This is a genomic window from Bradyrhizobium sp. USDA 3240, from assembly GCF_054063295.1.
The window spans coordinates 8,764,767-8,782,493 of the sequence record NZ_JBSSGD010000002.1; the positions used below are offsets into that span (position 1 = coordinate 8,764,767).

11 protein-coding genes and 1 pseudogene are annotated in these 17,727 nt (G+C 64.1%); 5 read left to right on the top strand and 7 right to left on the bottom strand.

Annotated features, from left to right (window positions below; all coding sequences use genetic code 11):
- Nucleotides 1-142 precede the first annotated feature (142 nt).
- The 3 genes from ACVIGA_RS41865 (at nt 143) to ACVIGA_RS41875 (ending at nt 9,420) form a co-directional block, all read left to right on the top strand.
- The gene (locus tag ACVIGA_RS41865; RefSeq protein WP_456670612.1) at nt 143-6,427 is read left to right on the top strand and encodes a HAMP domain-containing protein; all 6,285 of its coding nucleotides are present in this window, start codon (nt 143-145) and stop codon (nt 6,425-6,427) included.
- 16 nt (nt 6,428-6,443) lie between these two features.
- The gene (locus ACVIGA_RS41870) at nt 6,444-7,937 is read left to right on the top strand and encodes a sensor histidine kinase (RefSeq protein ID WP_456670999.1); all 1,494 of its coding nucleotides are present in this window, start codon (nt 6,444-6,446) and stop codon (nt 7,935-7,937) included.
- A gap of 169 nt (nt 7,938-8,106) precedes the next feature.
- Nucleotides 8,107-9,420 carry a PQQ-dependent sugar dehydrogenase gene (locus ACVIGA_RS41875; protein ID WP_456671000.1) on the top strand — a complete coding sequence of 438 codons (1,314 nt, stop codon included), beginning with the start codon at nt 8,107-8,109 and terminating at the stop codon, nt 9,418-9,420.
- 18 nt (nt 9,421-9,438) lie between these two features.
- Here ACVIGA_RS41875 and ACVIGA_RS41880 read toward each other — a convergent pair whose 3' ends face one another.
- Nucleotides 9,439-9,696, bottom strand: a complete 258-nt coding sequence (locus ACVIGA_RS41880) for a hypothetical protein (protein WP_223975052.1) — start codon at nt 9,694-9,696, stop codon at nt 9,439-9,441.
- A 199-nt stretch (nt 9,697-9,895) separates the two neighbouring features.
- On the opposite strand from ACVIGA_RS41880, the pseudogene ACVIGA_RS41885 reads away from it, so the two are divergent.
- Nucleotides 9,896-10,715: pseudogene (locus ACVIGA_RS41885) on the top strand (aminoglycoside phosphotransferase family protein).
- A gap of 12 nt (nt 10,716-10,727) precedes the next feature.
- Here the strand turns inward: ACVIGA_RS41885 and ACVIGA_RS41890 are convergent.
- Nucleotides 10,728-10,895, bottom strand: coding sequence for a hypothetical protein (locus tag ACVIGA_RS41890; protein ID WP_176531327.1), 168 nt, complete (start codon nt 10,893-10,895; stop codon nt 10,728-10,730).
- 85 nt (nt 10,896-10,980) lie between these two features.
- Nucleotides 10,981-11,451: a winged helix-turn-helix transcriptional regulator gene (locus ACVIGA_RS41895; protein ID WP_456670613.1), complete on the bottom strand. Its 471-nt coding sequence runs from the start codon at nt 11,449-11,451 to the stop codon at nt 10,981-10,983.
- Between the two features lie 149 nt (nt 11,452-11,600).
- On the opposite strand from ACVIGA_RS41895, the gene ACVIGA_RS41900 reads away from it, so the two are divergent.
- Nucleotides 11,601-12,521, top strand: coding sequence for an alpha/beta fold hydrolase (locus ACVIGA_RS41900; protein WP_456670614.1), 921 nt, complete (start codon nt 11,601-11,603; stop codon nt 12,519-12,521).
- Nucleotides 12,522-12,666: 145 nt separating this feature from the next.
- On the opposite strand, the gene ACVIGA_RS41905 is transcribed toward ACVIGA_RS41900, so the two are convergent.
- From ACVIGA_RS41905 to aspT (ACVIGA_RS41920), 4 genes are all read right to left on the bottom strand, one after another.
- Nucleotides 12,667-12,954, bottom strand: coding sequence for a DUF5658 family protein (locus tag ACVIGA_RS41905; protein ID WP_456670615.1), 288 nt, complete (start codon nt 12,952-12,954; stop codon nt 12,667-12,669).
- Between the two features lie 158 nt (nt 12,955-13,112).
- Nucleotides 13,113-14,093 (bottom strand): acyltransferase family protein, encoded by a 981-nt coding sequence (locus tag ACVIGA_RS41910; protein ID WP_456670616.1) that lies wholly within the window; start codon nt 14,091-14,093, stop codon nt 13,113-13,115.
- A 165-nt stretch (nt 14,094-14,258) separates the two neighbouring features.
- Nucleotides 14,259-15,953, bottom strand: coding sequence for an aspartate-alanine antiporter (aspT, locus tag ACVIGA_RS41915; RefSeq protein ID WP_456671001.1), 1,695 nt, complete (start codon nt 15,951-15,953; stop codon nt 14,259-14,261).
- A 14-nt stretch (nt 15,954-15,967) separates the two neighbouring features.
- Nucleotides 15,968-17,659 carry an aspartate-alanine antiporter gene (aspT, locus tag ACVIGA_RS41920; protein ID WP_223975043.1) on the bottom strand — a complete coding sequence of 564 codons (1,692 nt, stop codon included), beginning with the start codon at nt 17,657-17,659 and terminating at the stop codon, nt 15,968-15,970.
- Nucleotides 17,660-17,727: the final 68 nt, after the last annotated feature.

A 17,727-nucleotide genomic window follows, 5' to 3' on the forward strand; every position in this document is an offset into this window, starting at 1 on the left:
TTGGCGATTAAGCCCCTCGGTTTGCGTCACAAATCGCGGTTTTGGCGTTTTCCCGCTTGAATAGATCAAGAGCAGTCATTCTTATGGTCACACTGGCTTCTCCGAGTCCCTGGATTCGTGGCCAGCGCGTAGGGGAAATTACATGACCGATCTCGGTTCGCCGCCTCGTCCCCGTGCTGATACCCGCCGCGCCCAATCATCAAACGGAAGCCTCGATTCCTCGCACGATCTGCTGCAGTCGCTGCAGGCGATGCGCGGTGGCGACTTCTCAGTTCGCATGCGTGGCGACTATCTTGGCATCGACGGCAAGATCGCGGACGCCTTCAATGAAATCGCAGCCGCCAACGAGCGCATGGCGCAGCAATTGGCGCGCGTCGGACAGGTCGTCGGCCGCGAAGGACAGACCCGCCAGCGCGTCAATTTCGGCCTCGCCAGCGGCGCCTGGGCCGATATGGAAAGCTCGGTCAACACTCTGATCGACGATCTGCTGTGGCCGACCCGTGAGGTCACCCGTGCGGTCGCCGCGGTGGCGCAGGGCGACCTGCTGCAGACCGTGCAACTCGACGTCGAGGGCAGGCCGCTGCGCGGCGAATTCCTGCAGTCGGCGAACATCGTCAACACGATGATCAAGCAATTGTCGGTGTTCACCTCGGAGGTCACGCGCGTGGCGCGCGAGGTCGGCACCGAGGGCAAGCTCGGTGGCCAGGCCCAGGTGCCGGAAGTGACCGGCGTCTGGAAGGACCTGACCGAGAGCGTCAACTCGATGGCCAACAATTTGACCGGCCAGGTCCGCAACATCGCCGAGGTGACGATCGCGGTCGCCAACGGCGATCTGTCAAAGAAGATCACGGTCGACGTCCGTGGCGAGATCCTGCAGCTCAAGGAAGCCATCAATACGATGGTCGATCAGTTGCGTTCATTCGCCTCGGAAGTGACGCGCGTGGCGCGCGAAGTCGGCACCGACGGCAAGCTCGGTGGCCAGGCGATCGTGCCCGGCGTCGCCGGCACCTGGAAGGACCTGACCGACTCGGTGAACGCGATGTGCGGCAACCTGACCGCTCAGGTCCGCAACATCGCTAACGTGACCACGGCCGTGGCGCGCGGTGACTTGTCGCGCAAGATTACGGTCGACGTCAGCGGCGAGATCCTGGAGCTGAAAGACACCATCAACACGATGGTGGACCAGCTCAATTCATTCGCCTCGGAAGTGACGCGCGTGGCGCGCGAGGTCGGCACCGAAGGCAAGCTCGGCGGCCAGGCCCAGGTGCCCGGCGTCGCCGGCACCTGGAAGGATTTGACCGACAACGTCAACTTCATGGCGTCGAACCTGACCGCCCAGGTCCGCAACATCGCCGACGTCGCGACCGCGATCGCCGGCGGCGACCTGTCGAAGAAGATCACGGTGAATGTGTCGGGCGAGATCCTTCAGCTGAAGGAAACGCTCAACACGATGGTCGACCAGCTCAACGCGTTTGCGTCGGAAGTGACGCGCGTGGCGCGCGAGGTCGGCACCGAGGGCAAGCTCGGCGGCCAGGCCAACGTGCTCGGCGTCGCCGGCACCTGGAAGGACCTGACCGACAACGTCAACTTCATGGCGTCGAATCTGACCGCGCAGGTGCGCAATATCGCGGGCGTCACCACCGCGGTCGCCAATGGCGACCTGTCGAAGAAGATCACGGTGGACGTGCGCGGCGAAATCCTCGAGCTGAAGGACACCATCAACACGATGGTGGACCAGCTCAACGCCTTCGCCGGCGAAGTCACGCGCGTGGCGCGCGAGGTCGGCACCGAAGGCAAGCTCGGCGGCCAGGCCGAGGTGCGCGGTGTCGCCGGCACCTGGAAGGATTTGACCGACAGCGTCAACTCGATGGCCTCCAATCTCACGGGACAGGTGCGCAACATCGCCGAGGTCGCAACTGCCGTGGCGAAGGGCGACCTGTCGAAGAAGATCACCGTGAACGTGTCGGGTGAAATCCTTCAGCTGAAGGAAACGCTCAACACGATGGTCGACCAGCTCAACGCCTTCGCCGGCGAAGTGACGCGCGTGGCGCGCGAGGTCGGCACCGACGGCAAGCTCGGCGGCCAGGCCGAAGTGCCCGGCGTCGGCGGTACCTGGAAGGACCTGACCGACAGCGTCAACTCGATGGCCGGCAACCTGACGGCGCAGGTCCGCAATATTGCGGAAGTGGCGACCGCCATCGCCGGCGGCGACCTGTCGCGCAAGATCACGGTCGACGTTCGCGGCGAGATACTGCAGCTGAAGGAAACGCTGAACACGATGGTCGACCAGCTCAACCGCTTCGCGGGCGAGGTGACGCGCGTGGCGCGCGAGGTCGGCACCGAGGGACGTCTGGCCGGCCAGGCCAACGTGCCCGGCGTTGCCGGCACCTGGAAGGACCTGACCGACAGCGTCAACTCGATGGCCGGCAACCTCACGGCGCAGGTCCGCAACATCGCCGAGGTGACGACCGCCGTGGCGCGCGGCGACCTGTCGCGCAAGATCACGGTCGACGTGAAGGGCGAAATCCTCGAGCTGAAGAACACCATCAACACGATGGTCGACCAGCTCAACGGTTTCGCGGGTGAAGTGACGCGCGTGGCGCGCGAGGTCGGTACCGAAGGCAAGCTCGGCGGCCAGGCCGAAGTGCCCGGCGTCGCCGGCACCTGGAAGGACCTGACCGACAACGTCAACTTCATGGCGTCGAATCTCACGGCGCAGGTCCGCAACATCGCCGAGGTCGCGACCGCGATCGCCGGCGGCGACCTGTCGAAGAAGATTACGGTGGACGTGCGCGGCGAGATCCTGCTGCTCAAGGACACCCTGAACACGATGGTCGAGCAGCTGCGCTCGTTCGCCGCCGAAGTGACCCGCGTCGCGCGCGAGGTCGGCACCGAGGGACGGCTGGGCGGCCAGGCCGTGGTGCCCGGCGTCGGTGGCACCTGGAAGGACTTGACGGACAACGTTAACCTCTTGGCCGCGAACCTGACCACCCAGGTCCGCAACATCGCGGAAGTGACCACCGCCGTGGCGCGCGGCGATCTGTCGCGCAAGATCACGGTCGACGTGAAGGGCGAAATCCTCGAGCTGAAGAACACCATCAACACGATGGTGGATCAGCTCAATGCCTTCGCCGGCGAGGTGACGCGCGTGGCGCGCGAGGTCGGCACCGAGGGCAAGCTCGGCGGTCAGGCCGAGGTGCGCGGCGTCGCCGGCACCTGGAAGGACCTCACCGACACGGTCAACGTCATGGCGGCGAACCTGACTGAGCAGGTGCGCGGGATCGTCAAGGTGGTGACCGCGGTCGCGGACGGCGACCTCAAGCAGAACCTGACGGTGAAGTCGAAGGGCGAGGTGGCCGCGCTCGCCGACACCATCAACAACATGACCGAGACGCTTGCGACCTTCGCCGACCAGGTCACCAGCGTGGCGCGCGAAGTCGGCGTCGAAGGACGCTTGGGTGGCCAGGCCAACGTGCCCGGTGCGGCTGGCACCTGGAAGGATCTGACCGGCAACGTCAACCTGCTGGCCGCCAACCTGACGTCCCAGGTCCGCGCCATCGCGGAAGTGGCGACCGCCGTGACCAAGGGCGACCTGACGCGCTCGATTCAGGTCGACGTTCGCGGCGAGGTTGCGGAGTTGAAGGACAACATAAACACCATGATCGGTAACCTCCGTCTCACCACGGAGCGCAACACCGAGCAGGACTGGCTGAAGACCAACCTCGCACGCTTCACCAACATGCTGCAGGGCCAGCGCGACCTTGCGACCGTCGGCCGCCTCCTGCTGACCGAGCTGGCGCCGCTGATCAACGCGCATATGGGAGTGATCTATCAGGTCGACAATCCGGAGAGCCCGCAACTGCGGCTGCTTGCTGCCTATGCCAACGACAGCAGCAACCCGCATTCGCAGATCGTCCAGTTCGGCGAGGGCTTGATCGGCCAGTGCGCACTCGACAAGCGCCAGCGCCTGGTCTCGGACATTCCCGGCGATGCGGTGCCGATCAATTCGGCGCTGATGCGGATCATGCCGAAGAACCTCGTCGTGTTCCCGGTGCTGTTCGAAAACCAGGTCAAGGCGGTGATCGAGCTGTCCTCGATCTCGTCGTTCACGACTTCGCAGATCACCTTCCTCGAACAGCTGACCGACAGCATCGGCATCGTGCTCAACAGCATCGAGGCGACGATGCAGACCGAGGCCTTCCTCAAGCAGTCGCAGACGCTCGCCGGCGAGCTTCAGACCCAGCAGAGGGAGTTGCAGCAGACCAACGACCAACTCGAGCAGAAGGCCCAGCAGCTTGCCGAACGCAACGTCGACGTCGAGCGCAAGAACCAGGAAATCGAGCAGGCCCGCCGCGCGCTGGAAGAGAAGGCGACCGAGCTGTCGCTGACCTCGAAGTACAAATCCGAATTCCTCGCCAACATGTCGCACGAGCTGCGCACGCCGCTGAACTCGATCCTGATCCTGGGCCAGCAGCTCACCGAGAATCCGGACGGCAATCTGACCGGCAAGCAGGTCGAGTTCGCCCGCACCATTCACGGCGCCGGCACCGACCTGTTGAACCTGATCAGCGACATCCTCGATCTGTCCAAGATCGAGTCCGGCACGGTGACGGTCGATGCCGAGGAAATCCTCACTTCGAGCCTGCTCGAAACCGTCGGGCGGCCGTTCCGGCACGAGGCGGAGAACCGGCATCTGTCCTTCAGCATCGATGTCGACGCCAACCTTGCGCGCAGCATGGTGACCGACTCCAAGCGGCTGCAGCAGGTGCTGAAGAATCTGCTGTCGAATGCGTTCAAGTTCACCGCGGATGGCGGCGTGAGCCTGACCGTGTCGGCCGCGGTCGGCGGCTGGAGCGCCGAGCATCCGATCCTGAACGCCGCAACGGCCGTCGTCGCATTCGAAGTGTCGGATACCGGTATCGGCATTCCCCAGGACAAGCAGAAGCTGATCTTCGAGGCGTTCCAGCAGGCCGATGCCGGCACCAGCCGCAAATATGGCGGCACCGGACTTGGCCTTGCCATCAGCCGCGAGTTGGCCGGCCTGCTCGGCGGTGAGATCCATCTGCGCAGTGCACCGGGCAAGGGTTCGACCTTCACGCTCTATCTGCCGCTGAAATATGCCGGACCGTCGGCGGCGTTGCGTCCGCAGGCGCTGGCGCTGCCGCACACGGCGACGCCGTCGCTGCAATCGTCCGGCGTGCAAGAGCGCGTGATCGAGCAGCTGCCGGACGACCGGCTCGATCTCGAGCCCGGCGACACGATCCTCTTGATCGTCGAGGACGACCCGCATTACGCGCGGGTGCTGATCGATCTGGCGCGTGACAAGGGCTTCAAGGTTCTGGTCGCAAGCCGCGGCGCCGAGGCACTGGATCTCGCCAAGCAGTTCCAGCCGAGCGCGGTTTCGCTCGACGTCTTCCTGCCCGACATGCTGGGCTGGACGGTACTGAGCCAGCTCAAGCACAATCCGCTGACCCGTCACATTCCGGTCCAGATCATTACGCTCGACGAGGACCGACAACATGCGCTGGCGCGCGGCGCGTTCTCCTTCGTCAACAAGCCGACCACGACCGAGGGCGTCAGCGCGGCGCTATCGCAGATCAAGGAATACGCCAGACCACGTCGCAAGCGTCTGCTGATCGTGGAGGACAATGCGGCGGAGCAGCTTAGCATCACCGAGTTGCTCGGCCACGAGGATATCGAGATTGTGACCAGCGGAACCGGGGCAGGGGCGCTGTCGACGTTGCGGGAGCATCCGTGCGATTGCGTCGTGCTCGATCTGCGGCTGCCCGACATGAGCGGCTTCGAGGTGCTGGATCAGATCCGCAAGGACGAAACGCTCTCCAATATTCCCGTTGTGGTGTTTACCGGTCGGGAACTTTCGGCCGAAGAGGACGCGGAACTGCACACGATGGCGCGCAGCATCGTCGTCAAGGGTGTGGAGTCGCCGGAACGTCTGCTCGACGAAACGTCACTGTTCCTGCACCGTGTGATCACGGAATTGCCTGTCGAAAAACAGAGGATGCTGGAGAAGCTCAATAGTTCCGATGAGGATCTTATTGGCAAGACCGCGCTCCTGGTCGACGACGACGCCCGCAACATCTTCGCGCTGTCGAGCGTGCTGGAGCGGCGAGGTATGAAGGTGTTGACTGCGACAACCGGTCACGAGGCGATCTCGCTGGTCGAGTCCAATCCCAAGATCGCGATCGTGCTGATGGACATCATGATGCCGCAGATGGACGGTTACCAGACCATCGGCGCCATCCGGCTAAATCCGGCCTTTGCGCGGCTGCCGATCATTGCACTGACCGCGAAGGCGATGAAAGGCGATCGCGAGAAATGCCTGGAGGCAGGCGCATCCGACTATCTGGCGAAACCGGTGAATACCGAGCAACTGCTGCTGGCGATCCGCATGTGGCTGCACCGCTGATCGGCGATCGAACATGATGGACCATGAAAAGGTGAACATCCTTCTGGTCGATGACCAGCCGGCCAAGCTGCTGGCCTATGAGGTCATCTTGAAGGAACTCGGTGAAACGCTGGTTGCCGCTTCGTCAGGCCGCGAGGCGCTCGAGTTCCTGCTCAAGAACGAAGTCGCGGTCATTCTGGTCGACGTCTGCATGCCCGAGCTCGACGGCTTCGAGCTCGCGGCGATGATCCGCGAGCATCCGCGCTTTCAGAAGACCGCGATGATCTTCATCTCGGCAATCCAGGTCAGCGACATCGACCGGCTGCGCGGCTACGAGATGGGCGCGGTCGATTACGTGCCGGTGCCGGTCGTGCCGGAAGTGTTGCGCGCAAAGATCCGGGTGTTCGCCGAACTCTACCGCAAGACACGGCAACTCGAACGCCTCAATGCCGAGCTCGAGGACCGGGTGCGCGCGCGCACCGCCGAGCTCGAGCAGTCGACCACGCGGCTGGTCGAGAGCGAAGCACGCCGCAGCATGGCGATTGCCGCGGGCAAGATGGGCTCGTGGGACTGGGATTGGGTCAACGGCGACTGGATGTGGGACGAGGGACAATACAAGATCTTCGGCGTCGAACCGAAGTCCTTCGCGCTGACATCAAACAATATCCAGGCGCTGTTTCATCCCGACGATGTCGAACAACTCCGGCAGGGCTGGACCGGCTTCGACAACGGCCGCACGTCCTATGAGGCCGAATTCCGCGTCGTGCGGCCGGACGGCGAGATACGCTGGTGCGTCGGCACGGCTGCGGCGACCAGCGACAGGAACGGCAGGGTGGTGCGGGTCAGCGGCGTCACCGTCGACATCACCGATCGCAAGAAGGCCGAGGAACGGCAGAGCCTGTTGACCCGCGAGGTCGACCATCGCGCCAAGAACGCGCTCGCGCTGGCGCAGTCGATCGTGCGCCTGACGCGCGCGCAGAACGTGACCGCCTATGTGCGGGCGGTCGAGGGCCGCATCACGGCGCTGGCGCGGGTTCACACCGTGTTGTCGCTGTCGAGCTGGCAGGGCGCCGAAGTCCGGCGGCTGGTGACCGAGGAGATCGCGCCTTACTCCGAGGCCGGGCAGATCCAGATCGCCGGCGGAGAGGTGCAGTTGCAGCCCGCGACTGCGCAGACATTGGCACTGGCGCTCCACGAGCTCGTCACCAACTCCGCCAAATATGGCAGCCTGTCGGTGTTGCCGGGCCGGCTCGCGATCACCTGGGAAGTGGCGGACGACACGCTGATCCTGGCCTGGGTGGAATCCGGCGGGCCTCCGGTGACCAAGCCGAAGCAGAAAGGCTTCGGCACACGAAGTGTCATCGCCAGCATCGAGACCCAACTCGGCGGACGGGCCGACTTCGATTGGCGTGCCGAGGGCCTGATCTGCCGCCTTACGGTTCCTCTCAAGCCGCTTGTCGGAGACACGCCGGCGTTCCGCGAACCGTCGGCAGCCGAGCGCAAGCCCATGGTCCGTTCCAGAGCCGTGTAGTGCATGCTGCGGAGCAGCTCGCCTGCTGATGCGACGGCGCCTCCCAATGGACATCGATGCAGACGACATTGTGAACGCAGCCTGCGCGCGAACTGCGCTATGAGCTTCGCGTCTGACCTGGGCCTCGCGCGAGGAGCAAATGCGTAAGACAAATCTTGCCGGCGTGAGCATGTCCGTCGTCATCCTCGTAGTGACCAGCATCGCGCCGTCGGGCGCTGAACCTGTGCTGAAAGGCGCGGAGGCCTTCGGCGACTGGCAGCGCGACAGACCCGGCACGGTGCGCCTGATCACGCCGCAGGACTTGCCCAAGCCGGGCGCAACGGCTTCCAGCAGCAATTCGTCCCGCGTCGTGTCGCGCCCCGCATCGGCGGTGCCGCAGGTGCCGGCGGGCTTCAAGGTCGAGCTGTTTGCCAGCGGATTGAGCGGTCCGCGCATTATCCGGACCGCGCCCAATGGCGATATCTTCGTCGTGGAAACCAGCTCCGGCCGCATTCGTGTCCTGCGCAGCGCCGACGGCGGCACCAGGCTGGCGACCAATGAGGTCTACGCAACCGGACTGAACCGGCCGTTCGGCATCGCGTTCTTTCCAAACGGCGACAATCCGCAATGGCTCTACGTCGCCAACACCGACAGCGTCGTGCGCTTTGCCTACCGCAACGGCGATCTCAAGGCGTCGGGAAAGCCCGAGAGCATCGTCACGAACCTTCCTCACGGCTACGGCCATTCCACGCGTGATATCGTGTTCACGCCCGACGACAAGCGCATGCTGGTGTCGGTCGGCTCCGCCGGCAACGCCGGCGAGGGCCTTGGCCGGCCGCCGGAAGGTATCGAAAGCTGGAGTCGCGATCACGCGCTTGGCGCTGCCTGGGGATCGGAAACCGACCGTGCGGCTGTGCTTGCCTTCGATCCCGACGGCAAGAACCAGAAACTGTTCGCCACCGGTATCCGCAACTGCGTCGGACTTGCGATCCAGCCCGGAAGCGGCACGCCCTGGTGTTCGACCAACGAGCGCGACGGCCGCGGCGACAATCTCGTGCCCGACTATGTGACGCGTGTCCGCGAGGGCGCGTTCTACGGCTGGCCCTGGTACTATATCGGCGCCAACGAAGACCCCGCACATGCCGGCGCGCGGCCCGACCTCAAGGACAAGGTGACTACTCCCGACGTGCTGTTGCAGGCGCACTCGGCCTCACTCGGCCTGACCTTCTACACCGGCAGCAGTTTTCCGGTCGAATATCGCGGCGATGCGTTTGCAGCCGAACACGGCTCGTGGAATCGCGCAAAGCGAACCGGCTACAAGGTCATTCGCATCAGGTTGAAGGACGGCGTGCCGACCGGCGAGTACGAGGATTTCGTCACCGGCTTCGTCGTCGGCGACAATGAGGTCTGGGGCCGTCCGGTGGGTGTCACCGTGGCGCGGGACGGCGCGCTGCTGGTCTCCGAAGACGGCAACGGAACGATCTGGCGCGTCAGCCACGACTAGCTGTTCAGTCGACGGCTGCTACCCCAGTCCGTCCTTCAGGCCGTATTCCTCATAGATGGTCAGGGGATCGGTATCGGGAAACAGCCGGCACTTGGCCTGTGCAAGATGCAGCGTGACGGCGCCGGCCTCACATCTCGCGGTCAGGATCTTCCGCACGTCCTCCATATGCGCGCGCGGCTGATGCTTCGACGGCAACTGCTCGAGCGCGACCAGCGCGGTGGCCAGCGCTTCCGTGACCGCCCAATCGTCGTGTCCGGTAATTCCCTTTCGCGGCATCACCACACCCTCCGTCACACCGGCTGCGACATTGTAGCGCGAGAAGGGTGGGGGCTGTCATCAGCCAACATGGGCAGGGCGGCCAGGAACCGGTTGGCACGGCGCTGCCACGATGCGCCGCAGGGAACCAGCGTGGCGGCGCGCGCAGGCAATGCTTACAACGACGGGTACGCCCCTGATCACCCAATCAGCCCGCCCGATGTTCGAACCCTATCTCTCGGCCTGGAGCCTCGTCCCCGACGGCGATCCGATCGTGACGCACGCCGCACGGTTGCTGCCGGTGCGGCAGTTCGGCGAACCGGCGATGCTCAAGCTCTCGCACGAGCCGGACGAACGCCTCGGCGCCATCGTCATGGAGTGGTGGGGACGGCGACGGTGCGGCGCGCGTCCTTGTGCGTCATGGCGAGGCGCTCCTGCTCGAACGGGCGATGGGCTCGGCTTCGCTCAGCGACATGGCGCGAACCGGCCAAGACGATGAGGCCTGCAGAATTCTCTGTGCAACGGCCGATCGGCTTCACGCCCGGCGAACGAAACCGCGGCCGGACCTGACGCCATTGAGGGACTGGTTTCGCGAACTGTGGCCGGCGGCGAGGGCGCATGGCGGCATCCTGAACCGGTCGGCTGCCGCCGCCGAAGCACTGCTCGGCGATGTCAGCGAGATCGTGGTGCTGCATGGCGATCTGCACCATGACAACGTGCTCGACTTCGGCGCGCGCGGCTGGGTCGCGATCGATCCAAAGCATCTCGTCGGCGAGCGTGGCTTCGACTTCGCCAACATCTTCACCAATCCGGATCTTGCCGATCCGACACGGCCGGTCGCGACCGAACCCGGACGTTTTACGCGGCGTCTCGACATCGTCGTGGAAGCAGCAAGGCTGGATCGCCGGCGCTTGCTGTCATGGATCGTCGCCTGGACCGGCTTGTCGGCAGCATGGTTTCTCGGCGATGACGATCCGCTCGCCGAAATCGACCTGCAGATTGCAAACCTTGCCGCGGCCGAGCTCGACCGGATGGCGTAGGGCGCGCGGCGACTAAGCCGCGGCGGCGCTGGCTCCGCTCAGCGACACGCTCAAGATCCGCCATTTCGATATGTCGAAGAAGTAGGCCGCCTTGATACGCGCGGACGCGGGATCCGGCGCCTGAATCGCCGTGTGGAATTTCCGCTCCCCGTCGCTCAGCGAAATCCGGAATGTCTGCATTGATCGAACCTCCACGCGCGGATGCTGCGGCAAGGACGGTTAAGATCCGGTTGCTGACAGCGGTCCTGCGTGGAGCACGCGCGTCTCACGCGATGCCGTTCTCAGGTGAAGTCTGCGGCAGCCGCACCATCGTGTCTCCTGCACCAACGACGCGTCCGTCCTGCGCTCTCAGCTCGAGGCGGCGCACCGGCAATCCGTTCTTTCGGTCGACCAGCAGCACATGCGCCTCGTCGGGCTCGAAGAAGAAATCCTCACCCCATTGCCGGAGCGCGACAAGGAGCGGGAACAGCCCGCGTCCCTTTTCGGTCAGCACATATTCCTGATACGGGCTGCCGTCCGCGGCGGGCACGGTCTCCATGATTCCGTGCGCCAGCAGATTGCGGAGCCGGGCGGAGAGGATGTTCTTGGCAAGCCCGAGGCTCTTCTGAAATTCACCGAACCGGCGCAGCCCGTCGAATGCATCGCGCACGATCAACAGCGACCACCAATCGCCGATCGCGTCCAGCGGCCGGGCCACGCCGCACATCGAGTCCTTGTGGCTCACTCGCTTGGCCATCGTGCTCCACCTGACGCTCCTCATTCCACGTCGTGAATCGGTGGCGCGGTCCCGAAAGACCGCCCGAGTCGGAGCTCGATATATCGGTTGCAAAGTAAAACCTCAAGCGCTACAGGATGGTTTCAACTTAAAACCACTCGAGGCCAGCCGTGATCCAACCCGACGCCACCTTCGACGGCACCTTTCCGTTCGCACCGCATTTCAGCTCGGCGCCGGGCTTCCGGATGCACTATCTCGACGAAGGCCCGCGGGACGGCGAGGTGGTGCTCTGCCTTCATGGCGAACCGACCTGGGGCTATCTGTTTCGCCATCTCGTGCCACTCCTCAGCACCACGCACCGCGTGGTCGTTCCGGATCACATGGGGTTCGGCAAGAGTGCGACGCCGGCGGAGCGCAGCTATTGGCTGCAGGACCATGTCGACAATCTCGAAGCGCTGGTCCTTGCGCTCGATCTCACCGACATCACGCTGGTCATGCATGACTTTGGCGGCCCCGTCGGCATGGGGTTCGCGGCCAGGCATCCGGATCGCATCCGCCGCGTCATCTCGGCCAACGGGCCGACGCCGTTCGGGCAAAGCGATCTGTTCGAGCGTGTCACCGCCAATGCGCTGGCTTCGCCGTGGTTTCAATGGATCGCAAGGGCCGGAGCGGACGGTGAGCTCGAGCCGGTTCTCGGCCAACTCGGCTTCAACATCCTGAGCACCCTCAAGCTCAACGGTTTCGAGAACAACGCAGTCATCACCGACGCCTGGCTCGCCGCCTACGGCGCACCCTTCGCACGCCCGGCCGACTGCCTCGGTGCGATCGGATGGGCCAGGGGCTTTGCGATCGGCGCGCACAGGTTCGACGCGCCGGATCCCACAGCCGACCGCGCGATCCGCAGCAAGCCTGCACTCGCTATCTGGGGCGAAGCGGACCGCACGCTGCACGCAGAGCATTTGCTGCCGCTGTTTTCCGCGATCTTCCCGGCGGCAACGGTCAGGCGTCTTGCCGGCGTCGGGCACTATTGTTTTGAGGATGCCCCGGAGGAAATCGGCAGCCTGATCGCGGAGTTCATCCGCCAGACCTGACTGCGTGCCCGATCGCATGCGACGGGCAGGGCAGCGACGGCGCTGGTCAGGTGGCAGAGGATTCGGACGTTGATCGGATCATGCCTGCTCGCAACAAGCGAGCAGGACGGTCAGATCGCCAAATCTCAATTGGGATGTGTCTGGTTCAGCTCGCGCCTGCGAGAAGGACAAGGTTGTTGATGACGGGCGTCGCGCAAAACGCCACCACAAGGGCAATCCTGGAAAGGCTTTCGCTGCGCCAAAGCAACGCGATGACGAGGAAGGTCAAACCCAATTTCGGGATCAACCACCAGGCGCCGAACCAGGCCTGCGCCATCTCCATGAACGGGTTCGCCTCGCCGAACCCGAGCTCCAAAATCCGGTTGGTGGTCGCGAGGTCCGCGCATCCAAGGAGAAGCACGGAGAGCAGCAGCAGTGCCTTGGCCCAATTCATTTTAGCCTCTTGGTGTCGAGCGCCAGCCTGGCAATGACCCCATCATTTTAAGCTGATTCGTTAATTGTTGGTTCCAGCAGGAGATTCAACCGCGGCACCGGGATGAGCGCGCGGCCATTTGGCATGGCCGCTGCTCCGGTCACCCCCTTGCATTTGCTCTAAACGACACCAACGACCCTGATCGTCGCTGGCTTGGCTCGCGCAAATCGTTTCCTCGCGTAGCCGATCAGCGGAGACTCGATCGTGCGCCAGGTGATCTCCGCCAGGACGCAGACAACCGGAAGTGCAAGGCACCCTGCAAGCGGACGGCCGAAGTCAAAGAACACGTCGTAGACGAGCATGTGGAATAGATAGAGCGAATAGCATCTGCGTCCCGGCCATACGAACGGACGAAGCAGTTCTGTCCGTTCCATGTTGGCGCCCAACCACACAATCGCGCAGCATGCGAATGCTGCGATGGAGAGAAAGCCGAAGGGTTCAACCACGATGGCATACGCCACATCGCAAAGCGGCGGCACGCAGGCCAGCATCATCCACACGGAGCGGGAGCGGCAGTAGCCGCGCATGAAGCAGGCGAGGAGGACGCCGCCGAACAGTTCATCGAGGCGACCGGGCAGCAGAAACTGCCAGGAATGGTCGGGCAGATAGGCGTGAAACAGCCAGCGCCAGACCGGCGCCAGCAGCACACCCGCCCAAATGGTAGGGATCAGCCATCGGCGTGGCAGCCAGTAAATCAGGATGGGCAGGATCAGATAGAACTGCTCTTCGATGGCCAGCGTCCAGGTGACGAAGGTCAGGTCAGACTGCGGATAGCCGAACTCCAGCCACGGGATGGCCTGGATGAAGAACAGGTAGTAGCCCCAGTGATCTGGCGGCACGAGCGCCAGCAGCAGCCAATAGAGCGGCAGGATCCGAAACGCTCTTCGTCCATAGAAGGACGAGAAATAGCCGGGCTGTTCGCGGCTATCCAACAGGATGCCGCCGATCAGAAAGCCGCTGAGGACGAAGAACAGATCAACGCCCAGCATGCCGTATTTGAAGCCGAAATAGTGCCGGGCGATGACCATCAAGATGGCCAGCCCCCTGAGCGCGTCAAGCGGTTCGGAACGGCCGGACTGACCCTTGCGTTCCGCGCTCATGGATCGCCGATAGCAGCAGTGTCCATCTTGGCCCGCCTTCAGGAGGAGCGGAAAGGCTCCCGCACCCGACAGCGAAGGGCAACCCGGGACTCTACGGGGCTTCCCGGTCTTGCTGAACGGAAATGCGTGGCTTGGGCGATCGTGCCAATGCCGTCCAGAAATGACTCATCCAGCGACGACGACCACCATGACCGATCCCCAGGTGGTCAGTAGAATGTTCGAGATCGGATAGGCGGGCGTATAGCCCAGCACCACCACCGAACTGCCGGAGCGCTCCTGAATGGCGGCCATCGCTGCCGTGACCGTCTGTGCCCCGGTCAATGCACCGAGCAGGAGGATGGGATTCATGCGCAGCACGAAATGGCCGAAGCAGAAGCCGACGATCTGCGGCAACAGGGTGACGATCATGCCGCCCAGAAGCAGGCCGATGCCCGACTCGCGTATGGCGGAAAGGAAGATCGGGCCGGCATGAATTCCGGTCAGGCCGACAAAGGCCGCCAGTCCGAGCGACGTCATCAGGCTGATGGCGCCGTCGGGGATCCGGCCGAAATGCGGCAGACGGGTGCGGAGATAGCCAACCAGAAGTCCAGCGAGCAGCGTGCCGACGCTGGTGCTCAGCGAGATGTTGATGCCGCCAACCGTAAAGCTGACGAGAACACCGACGAGGCCGCCGAGGAAAATCGCGAGCCCCAGCACCACGAAGTCGATGCTGGTGCTCGGCGCAACGATGACGCCGATGCTCTTGGCCGCATTCTGCACCACTGATTCAGGACCAACGATGCGAAGCAGATCGCCGCGCTGCAGGACGACCCCGGCGGCTACGGGGAGCGCTTCTCCACCTCGGCTCAACGAGCGCAAATAGAGGCCGCGAGCCCAGCTCTGTTCCGAGGCTTGCTCGAGATTGGTGCCCGCAAGCTTCGGGTTGATCAGGAACACGTCTGCCGAGATCAGAGGGATATCGAGCAGCTCCCGGTCCTCCACCTCTTCGCCGCGCGGTCCGATCAGTTCCACGATGGTCTGGCGCGGTGCGGACAGCGCGATCACGTCGCCTGCCGCGAGCGTCGTTCCAGGCTCCGCCTCGAGGATGTGCTCTCCACGGCGAATGCGGTGGATGAACACGCGTTGCCCGGGTACGCGGGCTTCGGCGGCGGCAACCGTCAGTCCGGCGATCGCCGCGTGATCATCGAGCCGGTAGCCGCGCAGTTCGAATTTGCGCCAGGCCGACGCCAGACCGGGCTTGGCGCGCGTGATCCCCAGGGCCTGCTCCAGCTTGAGCGCTTCCGTCTTCAGGTCGATCTTCAGCAGCGCCGGGACGACGATCGTGCAGAATGTGATCACGCCGGCATAGCCGAAGATGTAGCAAACCGCATCGGCCACCGCGATGTGCGAGACGAACAACGCACGCTGTGCGTCGGACAAAGGCAGCGAGTTGACTGCGTCGGTCGCCGTACCCATTGCGGCGCTCTGGCTGAGCGCACCTGACAGGAGCCCGGCCGCAAAGCCGGGGTCAAGTCGCAGCACGCGTGCCACGACGATCGCCGCCGCAAGGCCGGTGAGGCTCACGACCACGGCCATCAGCACCGGCTTCAGCCCGTCACGCTTCATCGCCAGCACAAATTGCGGACCGACCGAATAGCCCACCCCGAACAGGAACAGCAGGAACAGGAACGATTTGGTCATGTTGGAGACGGGCACGTGCGCGAAGTCGCCGACCGCAAGGCCAGCGAACAGCGAGCCCGTCACCGGGCCGAGGCTGAAAGCGCCGATCCTGAAGCTTCCGATCCAGTAGCCCGCTGCGATCACCAGGAACAGCGCGAGCTCCGGATAACGGACCAGAAACTGCTGCAGCCAGATCAACATGTTCCGGGCCGCGGCTAAGTCATCATCATCACCAGCACCATGCCCCAGATCGTCAGCAGCGTGTTTCCGACCGCGTAGGTGACGGTATAGCCGAGGCCGGGTATCTGGCTTTTCGCGCGGTCGTTGATCATGCCGAGCGATGCAGTGGTCGTGCGCGCGCCGGAGCAGCATCCGAGCAGGATCGCGTCATGGAAGCGGAACAGGTATTTGCCGACGAACATCGCCAGGATCAGCGGCACCGTGGTCACGATGACGCCCCAGAGGAACAGGCTGAAGCCGAGCTTCTGCAATCCGGCGACAAATCCCGGTCCCGAGGAGATGCCGACCACGGCAATGAAGACATTCAGGCCGACCGAGTTCATGAACCACACGGTTGGTGAGGGGATGCGGCCGAACGTCGGGTGCACGGATCGGAGCCAGCCGAAGAACAGACCGGAGATCAGCGCGCCGCCGGAGGTGGACAGGGTGAGCGGCACGCTACCGATCTTGTAGACGAAGGCGCCGATGAGCGCGCCGATCGCAATGGCCGCCCCGATGAACGCTACGTCGGCAACGTCGGTCGCGCGATCCGGCCGGCCCAGCAGCTTCGTGGTGGCCGCGACATCTGACGTGCGGCCGACCAGGGTGACGATGTCGCCGCGGTTGATCTTCGTGTTCGGCAGGATCGGGATCTCGGTCGCGATCGCGCCCCGGGCGATCTTGCGCAGGAATACGCCGCGAGCGCCCGGTTCCTTCGCCAGTTCCGCCAGCGTCTTGCCATCGACGTCCTTGCTGGTGACGTAGACATCGACGCCCTCGATCGGCACCGCCAGCAGCTCGCGATCGTCAACCTCCTCGGCCTGCTCGCCGATCAGCTGCACGAGCACGTCGCGGCGGCCGGCGACGGCGACGACATCGCCCGCGTGAATCACGGTGCCGGAGCTTGCCTCCATGATCTTGCCAGCTTGCCGAAGCCGGAGGATGAAGATGCGATGATCGGGGATCAGCGCCTCGGCTTGCTCGACCGTCTTGCCGACGACCGGCCCGCGTTCGCTGACGCGATAGGCACGCAAATCGAACTGGTGCCAGGCCGTACCCGGACCGCCCACCTCCTTCTTGCCGCCATGCTCCTCTTCATATCTCTTGCAGGCGGTCTCGAGATCGATGCCGAGCAGCGCGGGCCCGAGCAGGGCAAGGACGATCGCCGACCCAACCGTGCCGAAGATATAGGTCACGGCATAGGCGACTGGCATCGCATCGAGCAGCTTCTTGGCCTCGTCCGCGGGCAGACCAAGGCGATTAATCGCGTCGGTTGCGAGCCCCATCGACGCGGAGATCGTCTGCGAGCCGGCATAGAGCCCGATGGCCGATCCGACGTCGTAGCCGGCGATCTTCGCGCCGAAATACGCCGAGAGAAGGCAGAACACACAAACCACGGCCGCGAAAATCGCCTGCGGAATGCCGTCCTGCGCGATGCCGCGCACGAATTGCGGTCCGACACCGTAACCGATCGCGAATAGGAACATCAGAAAGAAAAACGGCTTGAGCGGACCTGAGATGGTGATGCCGATCTGGCCGATGATAACCGCGGCCACCAGCGTCGCGGTGACGGCGCCGAGGCCGAGACCCTTGTAGGTGAAGGATCCGAAATAGTAGCCCAGGGCCAACGAGAGGAAGATCGCGATTTCGGGATAGGTGCGGAGCGTCTGGAAGAACCAATCGATCATGATGTCACCCGTTCATGCTGTCCCGGGGCTTCGGCATGCGCCCGCTTCGATCTCACGCAGGGGGCCGA